We start from the raw sequence: 24,198 nt of genomic DNA, 5'->3' as shown, positions 1-24,198 counted from the left end.
CCGGCGTGCCCCGCCCGTCAGGCGGCCGACACGGCCCGGCGCAGTACGGCAGCGAGCCGTCGGGCGTACCACCGCTGGGCCACGGGGACGAGCGGGCCCGCCAGCCGGGTGTACCAGGAGGCGGGCCGCGAGAACGCCATGACGGTGAACCACACCGTTCCGTCGTCCGCCAGCTCCACCACGAAGCTCTCCTCCCCGCACTCGGGATGCCCCGGCAGGGTCCCGTACCCGAACCCGGTGCGGTCCTTCTCGCACGCCGTCCAGATGATCTCGCAGGGGGCGGCGAGGCGGAGCGGCCCGATGCCCGCCGACACCTCGACGGTGACTCCGGTGGCGGCCCGTGCGGCGGAGGCGTGCACCCTGGCTCCGGTGGCACGGTGCGCGCGCCACTCGATGACGGCGGCGCCCGCGGTCTCGAAGTCCGTACGGCCCCTGCCGACGGCTGCGCGATGGTGCAGATGGTTGTACCCGTCCGGGAGCGGTCCCAGCCGGGTCGCTCCCACCTCGGGATACGTGAGCGTGCTCATGCGGTCCTGCCTTCCGGGTGGGTGAGGTCCTGGAGCCGGCGCCGTGCGAGCAACGCGCAGAGCGCGAAGCCCAGCGCGTTGCCGAGGCCGTGCGTGGCCGCCATCCAGGTCAGGGTGGGGTGCGGCAGTCCGGTGGCCTCACCGAGTGCCCAGCTCAGTGCGAGCGCCATGGTGACCGCGAGTACGCCGGCCGAGACGGCGAGCAGGACGCGGGTGGTCCGGTCCCGTCCGGTGACGGGGACGGTGCGCCAGGTCAGGAGTGCGACCGTCCACATCCCGGCCGTGAGCACGACGGCCCCGGCCAGCTCGGTCCAGTCCCCGGCGAAGTAGCCGACGAGGACCAGCAGGGTGCCGAACGGCACGCTCAGGGCGGCGAACCGGCCGGCCGTCCCTTCCTCGGCCCGGCAGACGAGACCGGCGACGAGGGCGGCGGCGAATCCGGCGAAGTGGAAGTGGGGCACGGTCAGCGCCAGGATACCGAGGCCGAAGCCGAACAGTTCGTGGCCGGAGCGCTCGGCGACGAGGGCGAGCGCCGCGACCGACGGGGTGACCAGTGCGGTGAGCAGCGCGGCCTCCGCCGGGCGTGCACTGCGTGTACGGGCGAGACGGCGGGGCGCACGAGTGGCGAGGAGCAGCGTCCCCAGCGCGTAGCAGAGGGCGAGCGCGGTGGCGGCGGCGCCGCGCGGCAGCCACAGCGACACGGCGCCCGGCACCCCGAAGAGCGGCCACAGGCGCCGTATCCCGTCGAGCGCGGGGTCACCGACGAGCCCCAGGCCCAGCGGGACGATCACCAGCATGCCCAGCATCACGATCAGCCCGACCAGTACGGACATCCCGTCCACCCCCGTTCACGCGTACGGGCAACACCGAATTGAACATGTTCAATTCGTCTCGTGTTGAGCATAGAGGCCATCTTGAACGCGTTCAAGGTGCCGGTTCGGTCGAGGAATCGGACAAATAATGGCAGAGTGGCGCATATGGATGATCGGGTAGCGGGTGCCCTGTCACTCCCGGACGACTGGCCCGCCCACCCGGACCTCAGCCTCGCCCTGAACCGAATGGGCAGCTTCGACTGGGATCTGGACAGCGGCCTCATGCACATGGACGAGCCTGCCCTCGATGTGTTCGACCTGCGCCCCGACGAATACGACGGCCGCCCCGGCGGGCTCGCGCAGCGCGTCCCCGCCGACGAGGCGATCCGGCTCGACGCCATGGTCTCGCAGGCCCTCAAGAGCGGTCGCAGCAACTACGGCGCGTACTTCCGCAGGACGCAGCGCGACGGCTCCCTGTGCTGGACCCACACCCAGGGATTCATCCGCCGCGACGGCACCGGGCGGCCCCGCCGCATCATCGGGATCATCCGGGACGCCACCCAGGAACTGGCCGAATCCACCGCGCGCCGGACCGTCGACGAGGAACGGCGGCGTCGTACGAGTCTCGTCGAGGGCACCACCGCGGCCCTGGCCCACGCCCGGACGGTCAAGGACGTCACCGACGTGCTGAAGAGCTCCCGCGGCCTGGCCAACCTCGGTGCCACCAGCCTCGTCATGGGGCTGCTCGAGTCCGGGCGCATCCATCTGGTGGCGGACGGCCCTGAAGGGGCGTTCGTCCAGGGCACCCGCTACACCCGGACCGAAGAGCCCTATCCGATGAGTGAGGTCATCCGCACGCTCACGCCGCGTTTCATCGAGACGCCCGAGGACTTCGCGACCTCGTACCCCATCCTGTGGCCACACATCAGCCATCTCGGTATCACCGCCGCCGCCTACCTGCCTCTCATCGCCCAGGCCCGCCCGATCGGCGCGCTCGGGCTCCTCTACGGCGACAAGGCCGGTTTCACCAGTGACGAGCGGAACCTGCTGGTGGCTCTGGGCAGCTCGATCGCCCAGAGCCTCCAGCGGGCCATGCTCTACGAACAGGAGCACGACCTCGCCGAAGGGCTCCAGCAGGCGATGCTGCCGCGCCGGATCCCCGACGTGTCAGGCGCCCAGGTCGCCGTCCGCTACCGCTCCGCGCGGCTCGGCAGGGACATCGGTGGCGACTGGTACGACATCATCCCGCTGCCCGGCGGCCGGGTCGGGGCCGTCATCGGTGACGTACAGGGACACGACACACACGCGGCGGCCGTCATGGGACAGCTCCGGATCGTGCTGCGCGCCTACGCGGCCGAGGGGCACAGCCCGGCCACGGTCATGGCGCGGGCGTCCGTCTTCCTCCATGAACTCGACACCGACCGCTTCGCGACCTGCACCTACGCCGAGGCCGATCTCACCACAGGAGTGGTGCAGCTGGTGAGGGCAGGTCACGTCGACCCGGTCCTGCGGGATGTCGACGGGAGCTGCCGCAAACTGCCGGTCGACGGCGGGCTGCCGCTGGGTCTCTCCGCGGAGTTCGGGCAGCTCGAATATCCGGTCAGCACCGTCGACCTGGACCCGGGCCAGACGATGATCCTCTACACCGACGGAATGGTGGAGCTGCCCGGCACCGACCTCGACGAAGGCATGCGGCTGCTGGCCGCGACGGTCTGCGACGGCCCGCAGGACCTCCAGAGGCTGGCCGACCGGCTGTGCGAGGTCGTCGACGAGCGTGGCGGTGAGGACGACATGGCGGTACTGCTGCTGCGCCGCGACGCGGCCCACGCCCCCCATCCGGGCGGCCGGCTCCAGCAGCACGTCGCGCAGAACGACCCCGAGGCGCTGACGTCCGCCCGGCACATGATCCGGGCGGCGGTGCGCGCCTGGGGCGCGAAGGACCGGGCGGACGAGGTCGAGCTCGCCGCCGACGAGCTCATCACCAACGCGCTGATGCACACCGACGGCGGTGCGATCGTCACCATCCGGATACTCGCAGGGCCCGAACGCCGCCTGCGCGTCGACGTCGAGGACCGCTCCAGCGCACTGCCGCGCCGCAGGGACGCGGGGGAGTCGGGGGTCTCCGGCCGCGGACTCATGCTCGTCGACCGGATGGCCGACGTCTGGGGAGTGGAGTCCCGGGGCAACGGCAAGTGCGTGTGGTGCGAGTTTGTCATCCCGGAGCGCCGGTAGCGCCGCTGCCACGACAGCGCGAGACTGTAACAGTACGTAACATGTCCATACTTGACCGTAACCGACCCTGCGGGATTGACTGCGATCCCGCCGTTCCGCTGTCGAAGACGCGAGGCCCCGTTGAGTACCGAGCTCCTGGCACCTCTTGATCTGGCTTTCTGGCACCTCGAATCCGACACCCACCCGATGCACCTCGGCGCACTCGCCGTGTTCGACCCGGTTCCAGGGGTGGCTCCGCAGGACCTGCTCGGGCTTCTCGGAGCCCGAGCCGCCGGGATTCCCCGGCTGCGGATGCGCGTACGTGACGTCCTGCTGCCCGTCGGCGGTGCCGCCTGGTTCACCGACAAGGACTTCGACGTGCAGCGGCACGTCCAACGGGTCGTGCTCCCCGAGGGCGACTTCATGACGGGGGCGACACGGCTCGCCGGTGAACTCATGGAGCGGCCGCTCGGGCGGGGCCTGCCGCCCTGGCAGATGTACCTCCTCGACAGCCCGGGCGACGGCCCGTTCGCCGTACTCGTGAAGCTGCACCACGCGCTCGCCGACGGGATGCGGGCCGTCGCCATCGGCGCCGGCATCTTCGACCAGATCGCCTCCGCCGGTGCCGGCCGTGGCGCGGTGCGCCGCCGGACACCCGTACCGCCCCGCTCCTGGCTGCCCGGCCCGTACGAAGCCGCGGGCATGGCGATGGGCAGGCTCGGGGACATGGGGCGCGCACTGGGGGTCGGAGCCTCCGTCGTGCGCGCGAGCCGCCTCGACCTGCGCGCCGGCACGGCCCTGACCGCCAGATCCAGCGGCACCCGCCGACTGGCCACCGCCGACCTCGACGCAGAGACGGTGCGGCGTATCCGGCGCGCCGAGGGCGGTACGGCCAACGACGTCCTGCTCGCGGTGGTCGCCGGTGCGCTGCGGCGCTGGATGGCCGAACGGGGCGAGCCGCTCCCCGGTGCCGACCCGCGTGCCCTGGTCCCCGTCTCGCGGCGCAGGCCCGGAGGAGCATCCACCGGCAACAGGCTCTCCGCCTATCTCCTCGGGCTGCCCGTCGGTGAACCCGACGCCCGGGAACGTCTGCGCCTGGTACGTACGGGCATGGACCGCAACAAGTCGGCCGGCCCGCTGCGCGGCGCGGGCGCCGTCGCCGTACTGGCCGATCAGCTGCCCGCCCTGGCCCACCGGTTCGGAGCCCCACTCGCGGGGAACGCGGCCCGGATGCTCTTCGACATTTTGGTCACCAGCGTGCCCCTGCCCCGCTCGGCGCTCTCGCTCGGCGGCTGTCCGCTGCGCGCCCTCTATCCCCTGGCGCCGCTGGCCCGCGGGCAGTCACTGGCCGTCGCGCTGACCACATACGGCGGAGGTGTACAGGTCGGACTGGTCGCCGACGGGAAGGCACTTCCCGATCTCGACCAGCTGGCGTGTGCGGTCCGCGAAGAACTGCACGACCTGCACGCGCTCGTGCCCACGGTGCCCGCACCGGCGTAAGAGCCGATCCGCCGGAACCTGTTGACGTGGCCGATTGATCCGATGAATATTCGTCTACGGACCAATCAGGGATCACCGGCGGGGGCGGCAGAGTATGCGGCGCATCAGGCTCGGACGCAGCGCGGTCGAGATCACCGGACTCGCCTTCGGGGCGGCGGCCATCGGCAATCTCTTCACCGAGGTCGATCCAGCGGAGGCCGCAGCCGCCGTCGACGCGGCGTGGGACGAGGGCATCCGCTACTTCGACACCGCACCGCACTACGGCCTCGGACTCTCCGAACGCCGTCTCGGCGAGGCGCTGCGCGACCGGCCCAGGGACGCGTACGCGGTGTCCACCAAGGCGGGCCGCCTGCTCGATCCGCTGACGCCCGCCGAGGCGGCCGCCCGGCACGGGCTGTCCGACGGATACGCCGTACCGCACACCCACCGGCGTCGCTGGGACTTCAGCGCCGACGGCATCCGCCGCAGTATCGAGGAGAGCCTCGGACGCCTCGGCCTCGACAAGGTCGACATCGTCTATCTGCACGACCCCGACGACCACGGGGAGGAGGCCTTCCGCGAGGGGTACCCCGCGCTGGAGAAGCTGCGTGCCGAGGGCATGGTCGGTGCCATCGGAGCAGGGATGAACCAGACGGCGATGCTCACCCGCTTCCTCCGCGAGACCGACGTCGACGCCGTCCTCTGCGCCGGCCGCTTCACCCTCCTCGACCACAGCGCCCTCGACGACCTGCTGCCGGAGGCGGTCGCCCGGGGACGCAGCGTCGTCGTCGGCGGTGTCTTCAACTCCGGACTTCTCGCCGACCCGCGACCCGGTGCCACCTACGACTACACGGCGGCCCCCGAGCCCCTCCTGGACCGGGCCGTACGCATCCGGGCCGTCACCGAAGCGCACGGTGTCCCGCTGCGCGCCGCCGCCCTGCACTACCCGTTGGGTCATCCGGCCGTCGCGGGGGTCCTTGTCGGGACGCGCTCACCGGACGAGGTGCGCGACGCGGCGGCCCAGCTCCGCACACCGGTCCCGGACGCGCTCTGGGACGACCTGCGCGCGGAAGGACTGCTGTGACATGACGCCCTTCGCCGTCATCGACGCCCACCATCATGTGTGGGACCTCGCGGTGCGCGACCAGGACTGGATCACCGGCGAGGAACTCGCCCCCATCCGCCGCACCTTCACTCTCGCCGACCTGGAGACCGAGGCCCGCGCGGCCGGGGTGGTCGCCACGGTGCTCGTCCAGACGGTCACCGTCGTGGAGGAGACCCCCGAACTCCTCGCGCTCGCCGACGGCAGCACGCTCGTCGCGGGCGTCGTCGGCTGGACGGATCTCACCGCGCCGGACATCGCCGACACCCTCGCCGGGCTCCGCGCCCTGCCCGGCGGCGGCCGGCTCGTCGGAATCCGCCACCAGGTCCAGGGCGAGGCCGACCCGGAGTGGCTGCTGCGCCCCGACGTCCTGCGCGGGCTGCGTGCCGTCGCCGCCGCCGGGCTCGTCTACGACCTGATCGTCCGGCCCCACCAGCTGCCCGCCGCGGTCCGCGCGGCGGCCCTTCTGCCGGAGCTCACCTTCGTGCTCGATCACGCGGGCAAACCGCCTGTGGCGCGAGGGGAGACGCAACCCTGGGCCGGCCATGTGCGGGCGCTCGCCGCGCTGCCCAACACCGTCTGCAAGCTTTCCGGCCTGGTCACCGAGGCGGACCCACGGAGCTGGACGGTGGAGGATCTGCGCCCCTACGCGGACAGCGTCATCGAGGCCTTCGGGCCCGACCGGACGATGTTCGGCTCCGACTGGCCCGTGTGCCGGCTCGCCGCCGGGTACACCGAGGTCCTGGAGGCGGCACGCGAGCTGACGGGCCGGCTCGGGGAGGACGGGCGGCGGTCCGTCTTCGCGGGCACCGCGCGACGGGTCTACGGGCTGCGCACACCCTCCGTGTGAACATCCGCCGCATCCGGCGGGCATGCGCGGGGCCGTTGCGGCAGGCTGGAGTCATGCCCGAACTGCCGGAAGTCGAAGCCCTGCGGGACTTCCTCGACGACCACCTGGTCGGCCAGGAGATCGCGCGCGTCCTGCCGCTCGCGATCAGCGTCCTGAAGACGTACGACCCGCCGCTCACCGCCGTCGAAGGCGCCACCGTGAGCTCCGTGGCCCGGCGCGGAAAATTTCTCGACATCACGGCGGGGGAGCTCCATCTGCTCATCCACCTCGCGCGGGCCGGCTGGCTGCAGTGGAAGGACAGCTTCCACGCGACCCCGCCACGGCCGGGCAAGGGCCCGCTCGCCCTCCGTATGCTTCTCGCCGGCGGCGAAGGCTTCGACCTGACCGAGATGGGCACCACCAAGCGCCTGGCCGTCCACCTGGTGCGCGATCCGGCGGACGTACCCGGGGTGGCCCGCCTCGGGCCCGATCCGCTGGCCGGCTCCTTCGACCGGGACGCGTTCGCCACGGTGTTCGGCGGGGTACGCCGGCAGGTCAAGGGAGCCCTGCGCGACCAGTCGCTGATCGCGGGCATCGGCAACGCCTACAGCGACGAGATCCTGCACGTCGCGAAGATGTCACCGTTCAAGCTCACCACCGCCCTCGGCGACGACGACATCACCCATCTGTACAACGCGATGCGCACCACGCTCCAGGAGGCTGTCGAACGCTCCCGGGGCGTCGCGGCGGGCCGGCTCAAGGCCGAGAAGAAGAGCAGCATGCGCGTCCACGGCCGCGCCGGGAAGCCCTGCCCCGTCTGCGGCGACACCGTGCTGGAGGTGTCGTTCAGCGACTCGTCGCTGCAGTACTGCCCCACCTGCCAGACCGGCGGAAAGCCTCTCGCCGACCGGCGGCTGTCCCGCCTTCTCAAGTAGCGGCAGCCATCACGCCGGTCCGTCTAAACTCCGGCCTCATGCTGCGCGTACTCGCCGTCGACGACGAAGAACCCGCCCTGGAGGAACTCCTCTACCTCCTGCGCGCCGATCCCCGCATCCGGAGCGCCGAGGGCGCCACGGGCGCCACCGAGGCGCTGCGACGCATCGGGGGCGCCGTCGACGCCGGGCCCGATGACGCCTCGGCGATCGACGTCGTGTTCCTGGACATCCACATGGCGGGGCTCACCGGACTCGACGTCGCCCAGCTCCTGGCCGGGTTCGCCGCGCCGCCGCTCATCGTCTTCGTCACCGCCCACGAGGGCTTCGCCGTACACGCCTTCGATCTCAAGGCCGTCGACTACGTGCTCAAGCCCGTCCGCCGGGAGCGTCTGGCAGAGGCCGTCCGCCGTGTGGCCGAACAGGTCGGTGACCGCTCCGCTTCCGTCCACGACGCGGCCGCCGACCAGGTCGCGGTGGAACTGGGAGGGGTCATCCGGTTCGTGCCCGTCGACGACATCGCGTACGCCGAGGCACAGGGCGACTACGCCCGGCTGCACACCGCGACCGGCAGCCATCTCGTCCGGATTCCGCTCACCACCCTGGAGGAGCGCTGGCGCTCACGGGGGTTCGTACGCATCCACCGCCGCCACCTCGTGGCGCTCAACCGTATCGACGAACTCAGGCTCGACGCCGGCAGCATGAGCGTCCGCATCGGGGGCGCCGAGCTCGCGGTCAGCCGGCGCCACACCCGCGCCCTCCGCGACCTCCTTATGCGGCAGACCGGCCGCTGACCTGGCTCGACCCGGAGGCCGCCCTTCCCAGCCGGGCCCTGCGCCGCCTACACTCCGGCCCCATGTCCGCAGAGAGCACGCCCCGGCGCGAAGTGGTCACGGGCGAGCCCCGGCGAGTGCGCCCACTGCCCCGCTACCGTGCCCAGTCGGAGATCGACGAGCAGACCGCACTCGGCGGCGCCTACGTCCGTTCGCTGATGCGCAGCCAACTCCGCGCCGGACTCACCGCCTTCGCGGTGCTCGCACTCGTCGCCGGAACCCTGCCCCTGGTCTTCGAGGCGCTGCACAGCAACGCCCTCGTCTGGGCGGTGCTCGGCTTCGCCACCTACCCGCCGCTCACCCTGGCCGCCTGGTGGTACGTGCGCAGAGCCGAGCGCAACGAGCGAGACTTCGCCAGACTCGTGGAAGGCCTCCCCGCACCGTGAGCGCACCCGGCCACCCGGCGGCGGTGGTGGCGGTCGCCCTCGTCGTCCTGGCCACCGTCCTCGTCGGCGGTTTCGGGCTCCGGATCTCCCGTACCACCTCCGACTTCTACGTCGCGTCGCGCACCGTACGGCCGAGGCTCAACGCGGCGGCGATCAGCGGCGAGTACCTGTCCGCCGCGTCGTTCCTCGGCATCGCGGGGCTGGTGCTGGTGCACGGCCCCGACATGCTCTGGTACCCGGTCGGCTACACCGCCGGATACCTCGTGCTGCTGGTGTTCGTCGCCGCACCGCTGCGCCGCTCGGGGGCGTACACCCTCCCCGACTTCGCCGAGGGACGGCTCGAGTCGCGGCAGGTGCGCCGGCTGGTCAGCGTGTTCGTCGTCGGCGCCGGCTGGGTGTATCTGGTGCCGCAGCTCCAGGGCGCCGGGCTCACCCTGAAGATCCTCACCGGTGCGCCCGGCTGGCTGGGCGACGTGCTCGTCGCCTCCGTCGTGGTGGTCGCCGTCGCGGCGGGAGGCATGCGCTCGATCACCTTCGTGCAGGTCTTCCAGTACTGGCTGAAGCTCACCGCGCTGCTGGTGCCCGCCATCTTCCTGGTCCTCGCGTGGCAGGGTGACGGCCGCCCTCGCGTCAGCTTCGACGAGCAGATCTCCGTCTTCCGGGCGGCCCATCCCCTCTACGCGACGTACGGACTGATCGTGGCGACCTTCCTCGGCACCATGGGCCTGCCTCATGTGGTGGTCCGCTTCTACACCAGCCCCAACGGCCGCGACGCCCGCCGCACGACGGTCGCCGTGCTCGCCCTGGTCGGTCTGTTCTATCTGCTGCCCCCGGTGTACGGGGCCCTGGGCCGCCTGTACGCACCCGAGCTCATGTACGGCGGTGACGCGGACGCCGCCGTGCTGCTGCTGCCCGCCCGGGTGATCGGCGGCCTCGGTGGTGATCTGCTCGGCGCACTCCTCGCGGGCGGCGCGTTCGCGGCGTTCCTGTCCACGGCGTCCGGGCTCACCATGGCCGTCGCCGGAGTGATCACCCAGGACGTTCTCCCCTCGCGGGGCGTACGTCACTTCAGGTTGGCCACCGTCCTGGCCATCTCGGTGCCGCTGGCCGGCTCGCTGGTGGTCAGCCGGGTGCCCGTGGCCGATGCCGTCGGCATGGCCTTCGCGGTCTCCGCGTCGTCGTTCTGCCCCCTGCTCGTCCTGGGCATCTGGTGGCGGCGGCTCACCCCGCCGGGCGCGATCGCCGGCCTGCTGCTCGGCGGCGGCTCCGCGCTGCTGTCCGTGGCCATCACCGTCAGCGGCGTGGTGCGCCCGCCGGGCTGGCCGCACGCCCTGCTGGCCTGGCCCGCCGTCTGGTCCGTACCGGTCGGCTTCCTCGCGATGATCCTGGTTTCCCTGGCCACTCCGGGACGGATACCCCCTGGCACCAACGCGGCCATGACCCGCTTCCATCTGCCGGAGGCGCTGACCTCGGGACGTATGCGATGACCGGGGCCGGGATCGCCGTCATCGCCGTGCTCGTACTGCTGCTTTTCGGTACGGGCTTCCTGCTGGGCCGCACCGCCCGCCCCGTACGCACGAGCGATGTGGGCACGCCGGTCGAGCACGCCACCTTCGAGACCCTGCACACGGCCTCCCTCGCGGCACCCCCGCTGCGCGCGGGCCTCACCGAGGAGAGCGCGCGCAGGTCGGCCCGGGGGCTGCGCTCGTTGCTCGGCACCGATGCCCTGTGTCTTACCGACCGCGACCGGGTGCTGGTGTGGGACGGCGAAGGGGACCACCACGGCAAGGACGTGATGCAGCAGGTCGAAGGACTCCTCGCCAGCGGCAGGGACACCGCCTTCCACACCGGCTGCGGCGACCTCGACTGCCCGCTGCGCTGGGCCGTCGCCGTCCCGCTGACGGTCGACCACCGGGTGCTCGGCACGCTCGTCGCCTACGCCCCCCGGGAGTCGGCGGTGCTGGCCAGAGCGGCGGGGGAGGTGGCCCGGTGGGTCTGCGTACAGCTGGAACTCGCCGAGCTGGACCGCTCCCGTACGCAGCTCATCGAGGCCGAGATCAAGGCACTGCGGGCCCAGATCTCCCCGCACTTCATCTTCAACTCACTGGCCGCGATCGCGTCGTTCGTCCGGACCGACCCCGAGCGGGCGCGTGAGCTGCTCCTGGAGTTCGCCGACTTCACCCGCTACTCGTTCCGCAGGCACGGGGAGTTCACCACCCTGGCCGACGAACTCCACTCCATCGACCAGTATCTGGCCCTGGTGCGGGCACGGTTCGGCGAGCGGCTCTCCGTGACCCTCCAGGTCGCCCCGGAGGTGCTTCCCGTCTCGCTCCCGTTCCTCTGCCTCCAGCCCCTGGTCGAGAACGCCGTCAAGCACGGTCTGGAGGGCGCCGTCACCCCTTCCCGGCCTGTCGGCGCCGCCCGTGCGGGCGACGCCCCGATCCGCATCACGATCAGTGCGCTGGACGCGGGCGCCGAGGCGGAGGTCGTCATCGAGGACGACGGCACCGGGATGGAACCGGAGCGTCTCCGGAAGATCCTGCGCGGCGAGGGCGGCACCTCCAGCGGCATCGGTCTGCTCAACGTGGACGAGCGGCTTCGCCAGGTGTACGGGGACGACTACGGCCTGGTCATCGAGACGGGAGCCGGAGCGGGCATGAAGATCACCCTGAGGCTGCCCAAGTACCGTGCGGGCGTACACGGTTCATGACCGGCCGTCCGTCCCGTGCTCAGTACAGATGGACGGCCAGATGACCCAGCGGCAGCCCCAGCTGCCACGCGGGCGTCCACACCTGGGTCTCAGCCTCCTCCCCGTCGTCGTCCACCGGTTCCCACGGCGGCGGGCTGATCGCGTCGAGGTCCGCGGCCAGCAGCTCGGTCTCCTCCAGCCACCGCCAGGCGGCCCGCGCCATCGAGAGGTCGGGATCGGGGGCCCCGGCCGGGGCGGTCGGGCGCTCCAGCGCCTCCAGTCGCGCGCAGACCCAGCGCCTCCAGCCGGCGCCGTACGCCGTGAGCAGCCGCAGCTCGTCCACCCGCGCGGCGGGGAGGTCGTCGGCGCCCGCCCCGTCGGAGAGGAAGATCGTCAGGGCGAGCGCGTCGCGTCCCGCCCGGTACTCCAGGGTCGTCGGCTCCATCAGGTCGCCGGTCACCAGGACCTCGTCAGCGATGTACTCGGAGTACATCCAGGCCATCGGGACCGGCAGCCCGCCCCCGCCGGTTTCCTCATGATGTTCGGGACGCATCCCGTCTCGCCTCTTTCGTCTACTCGGCACCGGGCTACACGCAGCATTGAACCGGGGGCACGCTCCCCGCGTGGGCAGAAGGGCAGGATCCGTCGGGAGATTCGAGGTGCGATGACCGCCGACCGCGGCGACGACCCGCATGTGCGGCAGCTGCTGGGCGCCTACGTACTCGATGCCCTGGAGCCGGACGAGAGCCGTCCGGTCGCCCGGCATCTCCAGCGGTGCGCGGCCTGTGCCGCGGCCTATGTGGAGGTCGCGGAGGCGGTGTCCCTGCTGGCGCTGCTCAACGTGGACGACCTGCTCGAGTAGCCGGGCAGATTGCAGCTCAGCAGCCGCAGCGCGTAGTACGAGCGGGACTTCACGGTGCCCGCGGGTATCCCCAGGGCCTGCGCGGTCTCGCCCACGCTGAGCCCACGGAAGTAGATCTGGACGAGCACCGCCCGGTGCTCGGGGCTGAGCGTGCTCACGGCCTCGCGCACATCGAGGGCGTGGACCGCCGAGTCCGCGGTGTCGTCCTGGGCGGGGGCGCTCTCCAGAACCGTGTCGCTGACCTCGGTTGGGCGGGCCTGGCGGGACCTGCGGGCGTCGATGGCCAGCCTCCGCGCCACGGTGAAGAGCCACGGGCGCATCGAGTCGTAGGGAGCGTCGAACGCCTCGGGGTGCTGCCAGGCGCGTACCAGCGTCTCCTGCAACAGATCCTCGGCCCGCTGCCGGTCGCCGAACGTCAGTCCCAGCAGGAAGTGGAACAGCGCGGGCCCGTGTTCCCGCTGCAGCTCCGCGATGGCCCGCTCATCGGCTGTCGCAGTGATCATCGTGAACGTCCTTTCCCGAAGAGGCCCTGACGCCTCGCTCCCGCCTGGCGTATACGAACGCATCGGGACGTGGGGGAACAGGCGGTGCACCGAGGTGTGCGCCGAGCGGTCGCACGGAGCGGCGAGTGGTGCGGTGAACGGTCGGCAGAAGCCGATACGGCCGATTCAGGTACTTAGATGCTTTTGTTCTTGACTCACCGATATGAATATATGTGTATTCGGATGGCCGAAATCATCCGAACTGGGAGTCGTGCCGATGACGATGCGCATCCGACAGGGCGCGGCGATCGCCGTCGCCGGTCTTCTCGCCACCGCAACAGCCTGTACCGGCCAGCAGTCGTCACCCCCCGGTTTCGCGGGCCGGCACCTCTCCGCCGAGCGGGGTGCGGGCGGCGCGGGTGCCGACGGAGCGGAGAGCGCGCGCGCCTTCACGCTGCTGGCCTCGGGTGACATCCTGCCGCACTCCTCGATCATCGACCGGGCCGCGGCCGACGCGGAAGGCAGGGGTTACGACTTCGCCCCGATGCTCAAGGGCGCCGCTCCCGCGGTCTCGGGTGCGGATCTGGCCATCTGTCACATGGAGACGGTGTACGGCCAGGACGGTGGGCCGTACACCGGCTATCCGTCCTTCAAGTCACCGCCCGAGGTCGCGGCCGGCCTGCGTGCCACCGGCTTCGACTCCTGCTCCACCGCCTCCAACCACACCCTGGACGACGGCGCCCAGGGGATCGGACGCACACTCGACGCACTCGACCGCGCGGGCATCGCCCATGCCGGTTCCGCGCGTTCGGCGAAGGAGGCGGCCCGCCCCACCCTGCTCCGGGCGGGCAAGGGCAAGAACGCGGCGAAGGTCGCCCACCTCGCCTACACCTACGGCACCAACGACATCCCGCTGCCCGCCGGGCAGCCCTGGGCGGTCGACCTGATCGACAAGGACAAGATCGTCGCGGACGCCCGTGCCGCCCGTGAGGCGGGCGCCGACGTGGTCGTCGTCTCCCTGCACTGGGGCACCGAATGGCAGGACGCCCCCGACGACGTCCAGCTCGCACTCGGCCGCGAACTCACGGCCTCCGGCACCGGAGAACGCCCCGACATCGACCTGATCCTCGGCACCCACGCCCATGTCCCGCAGGCGTACGAGAAGGTCAACGGCACCTGGATCGTCTACGGCATGGGCGACCAGGTCGCCGGTGCCATGGTCAACCACGAGGGCGCCCAGGACCCGCGCGCCAACGAGAACTCGATGGGCCGCTTCACCTTCGAGCCGCCGGCGAAACCAGGGCAGCGATGGGCGGTCAAGAAGGCCGAGTTCATTCCGCAGTGGTTCGACCCCGAGGCGGCGCGCGTCGTGGACCTGGCCCCCGAGGCCTCAGGCTCCGCCAAGAAGACCGAGGGTCGACTGCGGGAGATCCGCGACCGGATCCAGGCCGTCGTCCTCAGCCGTGGTGCGGCCCAGGACGGGCTCGTGGCCGGGAAGTGACATCCGGCACCCGCCGGTGTGTCCATGGGGCGAAGGGGGGCACCCGCAGGCGTCACGGCACCACGGTGACGGGCCAGCGCCCGGCCTTCACGAGCCGGACCGCCACCGAGCCGACGAAGCGGTGCCCGGCGGACTCCGACGCGCCCACGATCACCGCGTCCGCCGTCAGCTCGTCGGCCGCCGTCACGAGTCCGTTGTACGGATCACCGTGGAAGGTATGGAACTCCCACCGGACATTCCATATGTCCTTGAGCCGCTCGGTCGCCGTCCTGATCTCGCTCACCAGCCCTTCGGCGACCTCGCCGGTCGCCTCGGCGACCGGGGCTCCCAGGGAGGCGCCGGCCGACATCACCGGCTGGACGTAGACAAGGGCGAGCATCGCGTTCTGCCGACGGGCGAGGCCCGCGGCGTACGCCGCGGCCCTCATCGAGGACTCGGATCCGTCGATGCCCGCGACGATCACCTTGGGGCCGTCCGTGCCGCGCTCGAAGCGTTGGTGTTGCTGGTCAGTCACGGCCCTGAGGGTAGCCGCTCGCACGGTCCGCCCTCCGGGCGCCTCCGTGGAACCCGGAGCCTCCCCGCCGGATACCTCCGGGGCACTCCATCCATCGGGTGCAAAACATTACATACCCGGTGTCGGCGGTGGGCGCAGGCGTCGCCCCGTGCGAGCAGTTGGTCATGAAGCATGATCAGATTCCAGCGGAACGCCGCACCTTGCTGCGTCTCGCCCTCGCGCTGGGGGCGGCCACCGCGGTGCACACGATCGCAGCCGATCCGGCCGGGACGCCATCACGCCCCGGTGGTGAGCCGTCGGCTCCGGCCGCCGGGCCCCAGGCGAGGGCCCAGGCGGGCCCCGGCTCCTACCGGCTGCGGCCCATGACCTCGATCACACCGTCCCGCTTCCGGCCGGCCGCGCCACCCGTCCGAACCCGGCCCTTCGAGGAGCTGCCCGAGCTGGGCAGCGACGCCATGGTGCTCAGCTTCGACGACGGCCCCGACCCGCGGTACACCCCGGACATCCTGGCCACACTGCGCAGGTACGGGGTCCGGGCGATGTTCTTCGTCTGCGGCGAGATGGCGGACGGCAACCGTGATCTGCTCCGCGAGATGGCCGACGACGGGCACGTGGTCGGCAATCACTCCTGGTCGCACCCGCTCGTCCCGAAGCTCTCCCGAGGCGCGATCCGCGACGAACTGGGCAGTACCAGCGAGGTGATCGAGAAGACGCTGGGGGCCCCGCCGCTCTGGTACAGGGCCCCGTACGGCGCCTGGAACCGCAATTCCTTCGAGATCGGTGCCGCGATGGGCATGGAGCCGATGGCCTGGACCGTCGACACCCTGGACTGGACCACGCCGGGCACCGACGCCATCGTCCGCCGGGTCAGGGAGGGCGCGGCACCCGGCGTCGTCGTGCTGTCGCACGACGCGGGCGGAAACCGGTCCCAGAGCGTGGCCGCCCTGCGCCGGTATCTGCCCGCGCTCATCGGTAGTGGCTACCGCCCGACCGTCCCGCACCGGAGCTGACGACGGACGCCGGGTGTCCGGCCCGGCTAGCGCGTCTCGACCAGGCGCGCGAAGACCACCACGTTCCCGTCGTAGCCGTCGGCCTTCGAGTAGCCGCCACCGCAGGTGATGACCCGGAGCTCGGCGTGCCCGGTGTCGCCGTACACCCGAGGCCCGGGGAAGTCGTTCTTGGAGAAGACCTCGACGCCGTAGATCTTGAACACCGCGACCCGGCCGTCGTAGCGGGACACCTCGATCTGCTGCCCCTTCTTGAGCGAGCCCAGTCCGTAGAAGACCGCCGGGCCGGCGAGATTGTCGACGTGGCCGACCACCACGGAGGTCCCACGCTGGCCGGGGGCGATGCCGTTCTGGTACCAGCCGGCGAGGTTCGGGTCCTGGGCGGGCGGCGCCTCGATCCAGCCGGCCGGGTCCAGGTTCACGTCGACCATCGGTGCGTCGACCTCGATCGACGGAATCTGGATGCGCTCGGCGGGGGCGTACGCGAGCGGCTGTACGGCGTCCCCGTCGGCCGGTGCGGACACCGTGGTGTCCCGGGGGCCGGCCACCGAAGCGGCGGCGGCCGGCTGCGGCGGTCCGGGGGACGTCTCCACGCCGTTGCGCATGAGGGCGAGCCCGGTGAGCATCACCAGGGCGATGGCGCCCCACGGTGTACGTCTGCTCCGCTCGGCGCCCCACTGGTCCCGGCCCATGGTTCTCCCTTCGTCGCGACACCGTCACGCTAGGCGCGGCTCCGCGCGGCGGCGATCAGGGAAGGGCGAACGGGTGGCTGCCGGCCGGGAACCGTCGGCCTCGTCTTCTCTTCGGAGTAATGAGCGGATAAAACTTCTGACGGTCCGTGACCTGCGGCTCCGTCAGATTTCCGACTCGGCCCACGGCGTGTCGCCTCACCGGGGTGGAGCAGTGCCGAAGTGCGACACCTGAGGTATCTGGTGAGGGTTCGTCATGGGAGGCGTTCTCGCCAACTCCCGGATACCAAGACTCCGGGGCGCTTCCCGCTGGAGGTTCAAAGATGCGTGCTTCACGCACTCTCGCGGTGACCGCTACCGCGTTCGCGGCGGTCGGGCTCGCTGCCCCGCTGGCCGCCGCCGGCGGCGGCCCGGGCAGCAACCCGAGCAACTTCCCGACCAATGTCACCGTCAACCCGTCCTCGGTCCACCAGGGCGCCACGACGCAGGTCAGCGCAGAGGGCTGTGGTCGCTCCGGCGGCAAGGTGTGGTCGAACGCGTTCCCGACGGTCAATCTCTCGCCGGGCCGGGTCGGCTATGCCACGGCGCACATCCGGAACAACGCGACGCCGGGGCAGTACAGCCTGTCCGTGAAGTGCAACGACAGTGACAACAACTTCGGCGGCGGCAACGGAGGTGATGGCGGCCAGGGCGGCAACGGCGGCCAGGGCGGAAACGGAGGCGAGCGTGGCCAGGGCGGCAACGGTGGCCGCGGTGACCAGGGCGACCCGGTCGCGACGGCCCGCTTCACCGTGCTTCCCTCGCGGGGCGCACAGGGCGGACTCGGCGGCTCGATGGGCCCCAGCTCCGTCGAGATGCAGGTCGGCGGCGGTCTTGTCGCGGCGGCGGCCGTCGGCGGAGCCGTCTTCCTCGTCCGTCGCCGGATGAGCAATGCGGCGATCTGACGCGTCCGACCTCCCGCCCGGCCCGATACGCCCGTCGCCCCGAGTCCTGGACCAGGACCCGGGGCGACTGTCGTGTGCCTGTATTCGGTGGCGAACCGTCAGTGCTGGCGGCTGGTGCGGCGCCTGCGCAGGATGTAGAAGGCGCCGGCCGAGGCGGCCGCCACCAGTGCGGAGCCGGCCGCGATCTCCGCGGGGTCCATCGTGTCGACGCTGCCGCCGAGACCGCCCAGCACACCGCTGGGAGAGGCGGTGGAGCTGGTCGTGGGGGCCGTGGTGGGGCTGGTCGTGGTACCGCCCGTGATGGTCAGGTTCGCGGACTTCGTGGCGGTGCCGCAGCGGAAGGTCACCTCGTAGGCAGCGCCCCGTTTGGCCTCCCGGTCGACCGTGGCCGTGGCCGACCTGCCGCTCGGGATCGTCGTCGTGTCGAACACGCCCGAGAAGGCGGTCGCATTACTGGTGCACCCCATGGCGCCGAGCGTGACCTGGCCTCCCGGCGCGACCGTCGACGGAGTGATGGTCGGCGTGAACGAGGTGGACGTGCCGCCGTTGAGCACATCGGCCGACGCGGCCGGTGCCGTCAGGAAACAGGCGGCGGCGCCCAGCAGGGCGACGGGTGCGACACGTATCGCGCGCATGGTGAATCCTCCGGGTCCCGAGGAGCAGCCGCGGAACGGTTTCCGCGAGGTATGAGAAATGCACCTCGATGACCGAAACGGTAGAAGTGCCGCATACCACCCGCGATCGGTGTCAGGCGAATGGGGCAGCCTTGTCCCTCGGCCGGCTCACCGGCCGAGGGACAGGACCGGGCGTACGCGCTCCTATCCGCCCGTGGCGTGCGGGAAGAGATCGATGAAGGGCGCGGTGGTCGCGGAGATGCCCCGGCCGAACGGGGCGTCGAAGTCCCAGATGAGGAAGAGCAGGAAGGCGATCAGGACGCTGAAGAGGCCTGCCAGCAGCAGTTCACGGAAGGTTCTGCGGATCTGGAGCGTGAAGATCAGCCCGACCGTGACCACGGCCCCGGTGATCAGACCGAACCAGACCACCCCGGGCATGGTCGCCCCCGCGTTCTGCCCACGGGACCCCCGTGCGTCGTCGACCGCGGCCACCTGGTCCACCAGCGGCTGGTAGGCCTGCCCTTCGTGGTCCGTCCGTGGCTTGTACTCCGTCACGTCGGCCCGCACCCGGTCGAGAAGTCTGGTGCCCTCCTCGGTGAGACTCTGGTGGTCCGTCATCGACCGCCATTCGTCACCGACGACATGAGCCACGTACGCGTCGACGTCGGCGCGGATGCGGTCGCGGACCTCGACGGGGTAGACGGCGGACCGCGCGCTCACCTCGTGCAGCGCCTGGGCCTCCAGGCGTACCGACTCCTGGGCGGCGCTACGGCCCTCCCAGACGCCCGCGATGGCCAGGCCGAGCACGATCGCGTACACGACGCCGATCATCATCGTCATGTACTCGATGACGTCGGGCGTCTCGGACGGATCGTCGTCCTCGGCGATGCGCCGGTTGCTGAGGACGGCGGTGGTCAGGACGACGGCGCATGCCGACGCCATCGCAATGGTCAGAACAAGCCATTCAGACATGAGTTCCCTTCTTCGGTCAGCGGGACGAGCGGGGCCGCAGCACGGCCACGGCGAAAACGGCGGGCGCGGTGATGAGAAGGGTGAGCGAGACCAGTGACGGCCCGGTCCGGGGTGATTTGCGGGGCGGCTTCCGGTAGGTGGGCAGCGCGACGGGCGCGGGGGCGGGAGGAGCGGGGCGCACGGTGGCCGGCGGCGGCGCGGGTTCCGGCTCCGGCTCCGGTGCGGGTGGCACGGGCGCCGGAGGCGGCGGTGGAGGCGGTGGTGGTGGAGGAGGCGGCGGCGGTGGTGGAGGAGGTGGTTGAGGCGGCGGGGGAGGCGGCGGGGGAGGCGGCGGTGGTGGTGCGGGCTCCGGTTCGGGTTCGGGCTCGGCGATGACCGCCCCGCACCGCCCCTCGCCCGCCACCGCGACGGACGGGCCGCCGTCCCCCTGTCCGATGGAGGCGACGGCGCAGTCGTCACCGGCCGCCGGCAACGGGACGGCGAGCAGAAGGAGCAGGGTGGTGGCTGTCAGCCGCCATATGCGTGATCCGTACACGCCGGGGAGCATGTTCCCCCTGGCCGCCGGACACGCGGAGCAAGGAGTTGATTCGCCTGATGGAGGGGACATTCGGCAATTCACGTTTGCGCCCGCCAAAACTTGTCCGGGCCTCCGTTGAACGCCGGGGTACCGGCCGCCCGTACCAAGGGCCACCAAAGGCGCGGACTCGCGTCCCGGACGGCAGAAGGACAACGGGAGTCGACATGAGTACCTGGCGGAACGCCTCGCTCGCGGTGACGGCGGCGGCCATGTTGGTGCTGACGACGGCGTGCGGTCAGAAGAAGGGCGACGCGTCCCCGAACGGCCAGGCGGTGGAAACGCCGCGCCGGCGCAGCAGTCGGCCGACGGCGGCTACGGCTCGGACGCGACCGCGGGGGACGCGACGAAGGAGGCCGGGCAACTCGCGGTGTGGGACAGCAGGAAGCTGGGCAAGGTCCTGACCGACAGCGAGGGTTTCACGCTCTACCGGTTCGACGGGGACGCCGCCGAAGCCGCAGCGGGGACCGATCCCTGGCTGATCGGAGCGGCCAGGAGGACCGACGGAACCAAGCAGCTGACCGTCGCCGGCTGGCCCGTGTACCGCTATGCCGCGGACACCGGACCTGGTGACGCCGGCGGGCAGGGCGTCGGCGGGACATGGTTCGCCGCCGCTCCGGACGGAAGGAAGGCGGCGGTGAACGCCGACGCACCCTCCGGCGGCCAGGCCGGCCTCGCCGGACTTTCGGTCCGCAAGGATCCGGAACTCGGGGACATAGTCGTCGACAAGCGCGGCATGACGGTTTACCGCTTCAAGAAGGACTCGGCGTGGCCGATGAAGTCCGCGTGCAATGGCGACTCTCCGAAAAAGTGGCCGGCCGTCGCCCCCGTGCCGAAGAATGACGTCGAAGGCGTCACCACCAGGGGATTCGTCACCTTCAACCGTCCGGACGGCATCGAGCAGCAGTCGCTCGACTCCTGGCCCGTCTGCACCTTCTCCGGCGACCTGCGGCCGGGAGACACCAACGGCCAAGGCATCGGGGGCACATGGTACGCGGTGTCGCCCGCCGCGAAGCTCGTAGGGGCCCCCAAGTGGCCCCGGGAAGAGCCTTCGTGGTTCCGGTCCGTCGCCGAATGCGCACAGCCAGCGACGGACCACCGCACATGCCTTCGGTGTGTGACCAATAACGGATCTCTAATTTCCGTTTCCACTCGCTCTCCTGGCGGTCGATCAGTAGCCTCTGGTCAACACTGACCATGAACATGGCCGGATCGCCGTGGCGACTTGTTGGAGACATCGATGGAGCGTCCCGCCTGGGCACCGCAAGGCATTGACATCTCGGTGCCGAGCGTGTCTCGCATGTACGACTTCTATCTGGGCGGTTCGCACAATTTCGAGGTGGACAGGGAAGCGGCCCGTAAGGCCATGGAGTTCATGCCGGGCCTGCCCAAGGTCATGCAGGCCAATCGTGCCTTTATGCGCCGGGCCGTGCACTACGCCACTACTTCAGGCGTCAACCAGTTCCTGGACATAGGGTCAGGCATACCGACCTTCGGCAATGTTCATGAAGTCGCCCAGGCGGCCGATCCCGAGGCCCGGATCGCCTATGTCGACCACGACCCGGTCGCGGTCGCACACAGCCAGGCGGTGCTCGAGGGCAACGACCGGGCGGTCATAGCAGCCGCGGATCTGCGCAAGCCGCAGGACATCCTGGCGAACCCGCAGATCAACAGCCTCCTCGACCTGAAGAAGCCGGTGGCGCTGCTCCTGGTGGCGGTGCTCCACTTCATCGAGGACTCCGACGATCCGTACGCGGCGGTCGCCGAGCTGCGCGACGCGTTGGCCCCCGGAAGCCTGCTGGTCCTGACCCACGCCTCGTACGAGGGGATCCCGCTGACCCCGGAGGAGGCGGGCGGGACGGTCGGTGTCTACCGCACCATCCGCAATCCGCTGATCATGCGTTCGCGCACGGAGATCAGCCGCTTCTTCGAGGGGTACGAGATGGTCGAGCCGGGGCTCGTCTCCATGCCCGAGTGGCGTCCGGAGTCCTCCGGCACGCTCGCGAACGAAGATCCGTTCGCCTTCTCGGGCTTCGGCGGGGTTGGGCGCAAGGCGTGAGCATTCCCGCCCAGTCGTCAGGCGCGCCGGACGCGGAACCCGACGGCCCCGAGGGCCGGCTCCGGAGATTCGCCACCATCTGGAGCCGGGCGATCTTCCCGTCCACGGCCACCTCCATGTCCCGCCCGGAGTTCGAGGAACATCTGCTGCCGCTCGCGCGGGAGCTCAACGACATCCTTCACACCCGGATCTTCGACGCGACCCCCGCACACGGTGTCGGAGCCTCGCTGGTCGCCGCGCACTGCACGGATCCCGACGCGCTCAGCTCCACGCTCGGCGTCGTCGACTCCTACCTGGTCCTCTACTGCGGCGGCAACGGGCCGGTGGAGCTCTCGACTGAGGACAGCCGGGCCCGTTGCGCGCGGATCCAGCACGCGCTGGCCGGCGGGTTCACCCAGGCACTGCGTGAGCGGACACTCGCCGAGCAGGAAGCGATCGCCCGCTCGGCGCTCACCGCCCGCTCGGACGCAGAGCAGGCGTTGCACGCCACAGAGGCGCGCTTCCGTGCCGTGTTCAAGGACGCCGCCGTCGGGATCGGCATCGCCGACCTCGACGGGAACATCCTGGAGATCAACGACACCCTCACCCGGATGTTCGGCGGCCTGGAGAATCACGTCCGCAGCCACAGGGTGAACGAATGGGTCCACCCCGAGGACTCGCCGTACGTATGGAAGTACTACGACGAGCTGGTGCGCGGCGAGCGAGAGCACTACAGCGTCGAGAAGCCCTACTACCGCAACGACGGCACCGTCCTGTGGACCAACCTCACCGTGTCGCTGCTGCGCGACGCGGAGGGGCGGCCCGAGTACCAGCTGGCCCTCATGGAGGACACCACGGAGCGGCGGCTGCTCAACCTGCGGCTGCGCTACGAGGCCACCCACGACGCGCTCACCGGCCTGCCCAACCGGACGCTGTTCTTCGAGCGTCTGGAGAAGGCCCTCGCGCCCAGGGAAGGCATGCGTTTCGGGCTCTGCTATCTGGACCTGGACGGCTTCAAGGCGATCAACGACAGCCTGGGCCATGCGGCGGGGGACCGGCTCCTGGTCGAGGTCGCCGACCGGCTGCAGAGTTGTGGGACCGCCCCCGGCGAGATGGTCGCGCGGCTCGGCGGTGACGAGTTCGTGGCTCTCACGACCGGACCGCGTACCCAGGACGAGGTCCACGAGCTGGCCGGACGTATCCTCTCCGCGCTCGCCACGCCCATCCGTCTCGACGGCCGGGAGCTGACCGTACGGGGATCAATCGGCGTCGTCGAAGGCCCGTCGGGCGAGCGCACCGCGGCCGAGGTGCTCCGCAGCGCCGACATCACGATGTACCGGGCCAAGGCGGCGGGCGGCAACCGCTTCGCACTCGCCGACGCCGAGGCGGACGCCCGCGCCATCACCCGCCATGGACTGACCACGGCGCTGCCCGCGGCGCTGGACCGCGGCGAGTTCTTCATCGAGTACCAGCCGCTGGTGCACCTCGGGGACGGCAGCGTGCACGGCGCCGAGGCGCTGGTGCGCTGGTGTCATCCGCAGCACGGCGTGCTCGGCCCGGACCGGTTCATCCCGCTCGCCGAGCACACCGGGCTGATCGTGCCTCTCGGCCGCTGGGTCCTGGAGGAGTCCGTCCGGCAGGCGAACTTCTGGCAGGAACGTCACAGCGACGGCGGCCCCCTGCGGATCAACGTCAACCTCTCCCCGACCCAGCTGCACCACCCGAGTCTGGTCGCCGAGACCGTAGACGTGCTGGAGCGCTCCGGTCTTGAGCCCGGCGCACTCTGCCTGGAGGTCACCGAGTCCGCGCTGATCGGGGCGGACGACGATCTGCTCAAGCCGCTGCGTCAGCTGGCGGAGATGGGCGTCGACATCGCACTGGACGACTTCGGCACCGGGTACTCGAATCTGGCGAACCTGCGCAGGCTGCCGGTGAGCATCCTCAAGCTGGATCGTTCCTTCACCCAGGGTATGCAGCACCATCCGGCCGACCCGGTCGACCTGAAGATCGTCGAGGGAATCGTCTCGCTCGCCCACAGCCTGGACCTGACGGTCACGGTGGAGGGTGTCGAGACCGGCGCTCAGGCCGAGCAGCTGCGCCGGATCGGCTGCGACACCGCCCAGGGCTGGTACTACGCGCGGCCCGGCGCCCCGGACCGGATCCACTCGCTGCTGCTGGCGGACGCGGTGTGACGGCTCCGT

The 24,198-nt window shown here is 71.0% G+C and carries 24 protein-coding genes and 1 pseudogene; 16 read left to right on the top strand and 9 right to left on the bottom strand.

The genetic code is table 11. The annotated features are described in order from the left end of the window. Positions 1–17: 17 nt before the first annotated feature. A complete protein-coding gene (locus tag ACIREO_RS07320) occupies positions 18–527 on the bottom strand; it encodes a DUF1990 family protein (protein WP_404106291.1) in 510 nt (169 codons plus the stop codon). Continuing rightward, positions 524–1,360, bottom strand: a complete 837-nt coding sequence (locus ACIREO_RS07315) for a YndJ family protein (protein WP_404106290.1) — start codon at positions 1,358–1,360, stop codon at positions 524–526. Before ACIREO_RS07315 ends, ACIREO_RS07320 begins: the two co-directional genes overlap by 4 nt. A 144-nt stretch (positions 1,361–1,504) precedes the next feature. Here ACIREO_RS07315 and ACIREO_RS07310 point away from each other — a divergent pair, with 144 nt between their 5' ends. The 9 genes from ACIREO_RS07310 to ACIREO_RS07270 all read left to right on the top strand — a co-directional run bounded on the left by ACIREO_RS07310 (position 1,505) and on the right by ACIREO_RS07270 (position 11,821). Continuing rightward, on the top strand, positions 1,505–3,571 hold the full coding sequence (locus tag ACIREO_RS07310) for a SpoIIE family protein phosphatase (protein ID WP_404106288.1): 2,067 nt from the start codon (positions 1,505–1,507) through the stop codon (positions 3,569–3,571). Positions 3,572–3,691: 120 nt separating this feature from the next. Then, positions 3,692–5,050, top strand: coding sequence for a wax ester/triacylglycerol synthase family O-acyltransferase (locus ACIREO_RS07305; protein ID WP_404106286.1), 1,359 nt, complete (start codon positions 3,692–3,694; stop codon positions 5,048–5,050). Between the two features lie 94 nt (positions 5,051–5,144). Beyond that, positions 5,145–6,113: an aldo/keto reductase gene (locus ACIREO_RS07300; protein WP_404106284.1), complete on the top strand. Its 969-nt coding sequence runs from the start codon at positions 5,145–5,147 to the stop codon at positions 6,111–6,113. A gap of 1 nt (position 6,114) precedes the next feature. Then, positions 6,115–6,981: an amidohydrolase family protein gene (locus ACIREO_RS07295; protein WP_404106282.1), complete on the top strand. Its 867-nt coding sequence runs from the start codon at positions 6,115–6,117 to the stop codon at positions 6,979–6,981. Positions 6,982–7,034: 53 nt separating this feature from the next. Then, entirely contained in the window at positions 7,035–7,895 is an 861-nt protein-coding gene (locus tag ACIREO_RS07290) for an Fpg/Nei family DNA glycosylase (RefSeq protein ID WP_404106280.1), read from the top strand. Positions 7,896–7,933: 38 nt separating this feature from the next. Then, positions 7,934–8,686, top strand: a complete 753-nt coding sequence (locus ACIREO_RS07285) for a LytR/AlgR family response regulator transcription factor (RefSeq protein ID WP_404106279.1) — start codon at positions 7,934–7,936, stop codon at positions 8,684–8,686. 62 nt (positions 8,687–8,748) lie between these two features. Beyond that, on the top strand, positions 8,749–9,111 hold the full coding sequence (locus ACIREO_RS07280) for a hypothetical protein (protein WP_099175792.1): 363 nt from the start codon (positions 8,749–8,751) through the stop codon (positions 9,109–9,111). Continuing rightward, entirely contained in the window at positions 9,108–10,598 is a 1,491-nt protein-coding gene (locus ACIREO_RS07275; RefSeq protein WP_404106278.1) for a cation acetate symporter, read from the top strand. The genes ACIREO_RS07280 and ACIREO_RS07275 overlap by 4 nt, the downstream gene beginning before the upstream one ends. Beyond that, positions 10,595–11,821, top strand: coding sequence for a sensor histidine kinase (locus ACIREO_RS07270; RefSeq protein WP_404106276.1), 1,227 nt, complete (start codon positions 10,595–10,597; stop codon positions 11,819–11,821). The genes ACIREO_RS07275 and ACIREO_RS07270 overlap by 4 nt, the downstream gene beginning before the upstream one ends. 19 nt (positions 11,822–11,840) lie before the next feature. On the opposite strand, the gene ACIREO_RS07265 is transcribed toward ACIREO_RS07270, so the two are convergent. Then, positions 11,841–12,353 carry a hypothetical protein gene (locus ACIREO_RS07265; RefSeq protein WP_404106275.1) on the bottom strand — a complete coding sequence of 171 codons (513 nt, stop codon included), beginning with the start codon at positions 12,351–12,353 and terminating at the stop codon, positions 11,841–11,843. Positions 12,354–12,464: 111 nt separating this feature from the next. On the opposite strand from ACIREO_RS07265, the gene ACIREO_RS07260 reads away from it, so the two are divergent. Then, positions 12,465–12,662 carry a zf-HC2 domain-containing protein gene (locus ACIREO_RS07260; protein ID WP_404106273.1) on the top strand — a complete coding sequence of 66 codons (198 nt, stop codon included), beginning with the start codon at positions 12,465–12,467 and terminating at the stop codon, positions 12,660–12,662. Here the strand turns inward: ACIREO_RS07260 and ACIREO_RS07255 are convergent. Beyond that, a complete protein-coding gene (locus tag ACIREO_RS07255; protein ID WP_404106272.1) occupies positions 12,596–13,165 on the bottom strand; it encodes a sigma-70 family RNA polymerase sigma factor in 570 nt (189 codons plus the stop codon). The two genes, ACIREO_RS07260 and ACIREO_RS07255, sit on opposite strands and share 67 nt — an antisense overlap. Before the next feature lie 256 nt (positions 13,166–13,421). On the opposite strand from ACIREO_RS07255, the gene ACIREO_RS07250 reads away from it, so the two are divergent. Then, positions 13,422–14,645 carry a CapA family protein gene (locus ACIREO_RS07250; protein ID WP_404106270.1) on the top strand — a complete coding sequence of 408 codons (1,224 nt, stop codon included), beginning with the start codon at positions 13,422–13,424 and terminating at the stop codon, positions 14,643–14,645. 52 nt (positions 14,646–14,697) lie between these two features. Here ACIREO_RS07250 and ACIREO_RS07245 read toward each other — a convergent pair whose 3' ends face one another. Continuing rightward, on the bottom strand, positions 14,698–15,159 hold the full coding sequence (locus ACIREO_RS07245; protein WP_404106269.1) for a universal stress protein: 462 nt from the start codon (positions 15,157–15,159) through the stop codon (positions 14,698–14,700). Positions 15,160–15,323: 164 nt separating this feature from the next. Between ACIREO_RS07245 and ACIREO_RS07240 the strand changes: the two genes are divergently transcribed. Beyond that, positions 15,324–16,169: a polysaccharide deacetylase family protein gene (locus ACIREO_RS07240; protein ID WP_404106267.1), complete on the top strand. Its 846-nt coding sequence runs from the start codon at positions 15,324–15,326 to the stop codon at positions 16,167–16,169. A 26-nt stretch (positions 16,170–16,195) separates the two neighbouring features. Here ACIREO_RS07240 and ACIREO_RS07235 read toward each other — a convergent pair whose 3' ends face one another. Further along, positions 16,196–16,858 (bottom strand): class F sortase, encoded by a 663-nt coding sequence (locus tag ACIREO_RS07235; RefSeq protein ID WP_404106265.1) that lies wholly within the window; start codon positions 16,856–16,858, stop codon positions 16,196–16,198. Positions 16,859–17,178: 320 nt separating this feature from the next. Here ACIREO_RS07235 and ACIREO_RS07230 point away from each other — a divergent pair, with 320 nt between their 5' ends. Next, positions 17,179–17,799, top strand: coding sequence for a hypothetical protein (locus ACIREO_RS07230; RefSeq protein ID WP_404106264.1), 621 nt, complete (start codon positions 17,179–17,181; stop codon positions 17,797–17,799). Between the two features lie 98 nt (positions 17,800–17,897). Here the strand turns inward: ACIREO_RS07230 and ACIREO_RS07225 are convergent, their stop codons facing one another. From ACIREO_RS07225 to ACIREO_RS07215, 3 genes are all read right to left on the bottom strand, one after another. After that, positions 17,898–18,434 (bottom strand): hypothetical protein, encoded by a 537-nt coding sequence (locus ACIREO_RS07225; protein ID WP_404106262.1) that lies wholly within the window; start codon positions 18,432–18,434, stop codon positions 17,898–17,900. A 183-nt stretch (positions 18,435–18,617) separates the two neighbouring features. Beyond that, positions 18,618–19,385, bottom strand: a complete 768-nt coding sequence (locus tag ACIREO_RS07220) for a hypothetical protein (RefSeq protein ID WP_404106260.1) — start codon at positions 19,383–19,385, stop codon at positions 18,618–18,620. A gap of 16 nt (positions 19,386–19,401) precedes the next feature. Then, positions 19,402–19,920 carry a hypothetical protein gene (locus ACIREO_RS07215; RefSeq protein WP_404106786.1) on the bottom strand — a complete coding sequence of 173 codons (519 nt, stop codon included), beginning with the start codon at positions 19,918–19,920 and terminating at the stop codon, positions 19,402–19,404. 206 nt (positions 19,921–20,126) lie between these two features. Between ACIREO_RS07215 and ACIREO_RS07210 the strand changes: the two are divergent. From ACIREO_RS07210 to ACIREO_RS07200, 3 genes and pseudogenes are all read left to right on the top strand, one after another. Beyond that, positions 20,127–20,992: pseudogene (locus ACIREO_RS07210) on the top strand (SCO0930 family lipoprotein); the annotation flags it as partial. Positions 20,993–21,199: 207 nt separating this feature from the next. After that, positions 21,200–22,018: an SAM-dependent methyltransferase gene (locus ACIREO_RS07205; protein ID WP_404106258.1), complete on the top strand. Its 819-nt coding sequence runs from the start codon at positions 21,200–21,202 to the stop codon at positions 22,016–22,018. Continuing rightward, positions 22,015–24,189: a putative bifunctional diguanylate cyclase/phosphodiesterase gene (locus tag ACIREO_RS07200; protein ID WP_404106257.1), complete on the top strand. Its 2,175-nt coding sequence runs from the start codon at positions 22,015–22,017 to the stop codon at positions 24,187–24,189. Before ACIREO_RS07205 ends, ACIREO_RS07200 begins: the two co-directional genes overlap by 4 nt. Positions 24,190–24,198: the final 9 nt, after the last annotated feature.

Source organism: Streptomyces sp. NPDC102441 (assembly GCF_044765585.1).
Taxonomy (GTDB): domain Bacteria; phylum Actinomycetota; class Actinomycetes; order Streptomycetales; family Streptomycetaceae; genus Streptomyces.
The sequence above is the reverse complement of the archived record's forward strand: the minus strand, read 5'-3'. Positions and strand labels throughout refer to the sequence as shown.

Coding starts and splice junctions, on each gene's coding strand:
- ACIREO_RS07320 (WP_404106291.1), bottom strand. CDS start 527: ATGAGCACGCTCACGTATCCCGAGGTGGGAGCGACCCGGCTGGGACCG.
- ACIREO_RS07315 (WP_404106290.1), bottom strand. CDS start 1,360: ATGTCCGTACTGGTCGGGCTGATCGTGATGCTGGGCATGCTGGTGATC.
- ACIREO_RS07310 (WP_404106288.1), top strand. CDS start 1,505: ATGGATGATCGGGTAGCGGGTGCCCTGTCACTCCCGGACGACTGGCCC.
- ACIREO_RS07300 (WP_404106284.1), top strand. CDS start 5,145: ATGCGGCGCATCAGGCTCGGACGCAGCGCGGTCGAGATCACCGGACTC.
- ACIREO_RS07295 (WP_404106282.1), top strand. CDS start 6,115: ATGACGCCCTTCGCCGTCATCGACGCCCACCATCATGTGTGGGACCTC.
- ACIREO_RS07290 (WP_404106280.1), top strand. CDS start 7,035: ATGCCCGAACTGCCGGAAGTCGAAGCCCTGCGGGACTTCCTCGACGAC.
- ACIREO_RS07285 (WP_404106279.1), top strand. CDS start 7,934: ATGCTGCGCGTACTCGCCGTCGACGACGAAGAACCCGCCCTGGAGGAA.
- ACIREO_RS07280 (WP_099175792.1), top strand. CDS start 8,749: ATGTCCGCAGAGAGCACGCCCCGGCGCGAAGTGGTCACGGGCGAGCCC.
- ACIREO_RS07270 (WP_404106276.1), top strand. CDS start 10,595: ATGACCGGGGCCGGGATCGCCGTCATCGCCGTGCTCGTACTGCTGCTT.
- ACIREO_RS07265 (WP_404106275.1), bottom strand. CDS start 12,353: ATGCGTCCCGAACATCATGAGGAAACCGGCGGGGGCGGGCTGCCGGTC.
- ACIREO_RS07260 (WP_404106273.1), top strand. CDS start 12,465: ATGACCGCCGACCGCGGCGACGACCCGCATGTGCGGCAGCTGCTGGGC.
- ACIREO_RS07255 (WP_404106272.1), bottom strand. CDS start 13,165: ATGATCACTGCGACAGCCGATGAGCGGGCCATCGCGGAGCTGCAGCGG.
- ACIREO_RS07250 (WP_404106270.1), top strand. CDS start 13,422: ATGACGATGCGCATCCGACAGGGCGCGGCGATCGCCGTCGCCGGTCTT.
- ACIREO_RS07240 (WP_404106267.1), top strand. CDS start 15,324: ATGAAGCATGATCAGATTCCAGCGGAACGCCGCACCTTGCTGCGTCTC.
- ACIREO_RS07235 (WP_404106265.1), bottom strand. CDS start 16,858: ATGGGCCGGGACCAGTGGGGCGCCGAGCGGAGCAGACGTACACCGTGG.
- ACIREO_RS07230 (WP_404106264.1), top strand. CDS start 17,179: ATGCGTGCTTCACGCACTCTCGCGGTGACCGCTACCGCGTTCGCGGCG.
- ACIREO_RS07225 (WP_404106262.1), bottom strand. CDS start 18,434: ATGCGCGCGATACGTGTCGCACCCGTCGCCCTGCTGGGCGCCGCCGCC.
- ACIREO_RS07220 (WP_404106260.1), bottom strand. CDS start 19,385: ATGTCTGAATGGCTTGTTCTGACCATTGCGATGGCGTCGGCATGCGCC.
- ACIREO_RS07205 (WP_404106258.1), top strand. CDS start 21,200: ATGGAGCGTCCCGCCTGGGCACCGCAAGGCATTGACATCTCGGTGCCG.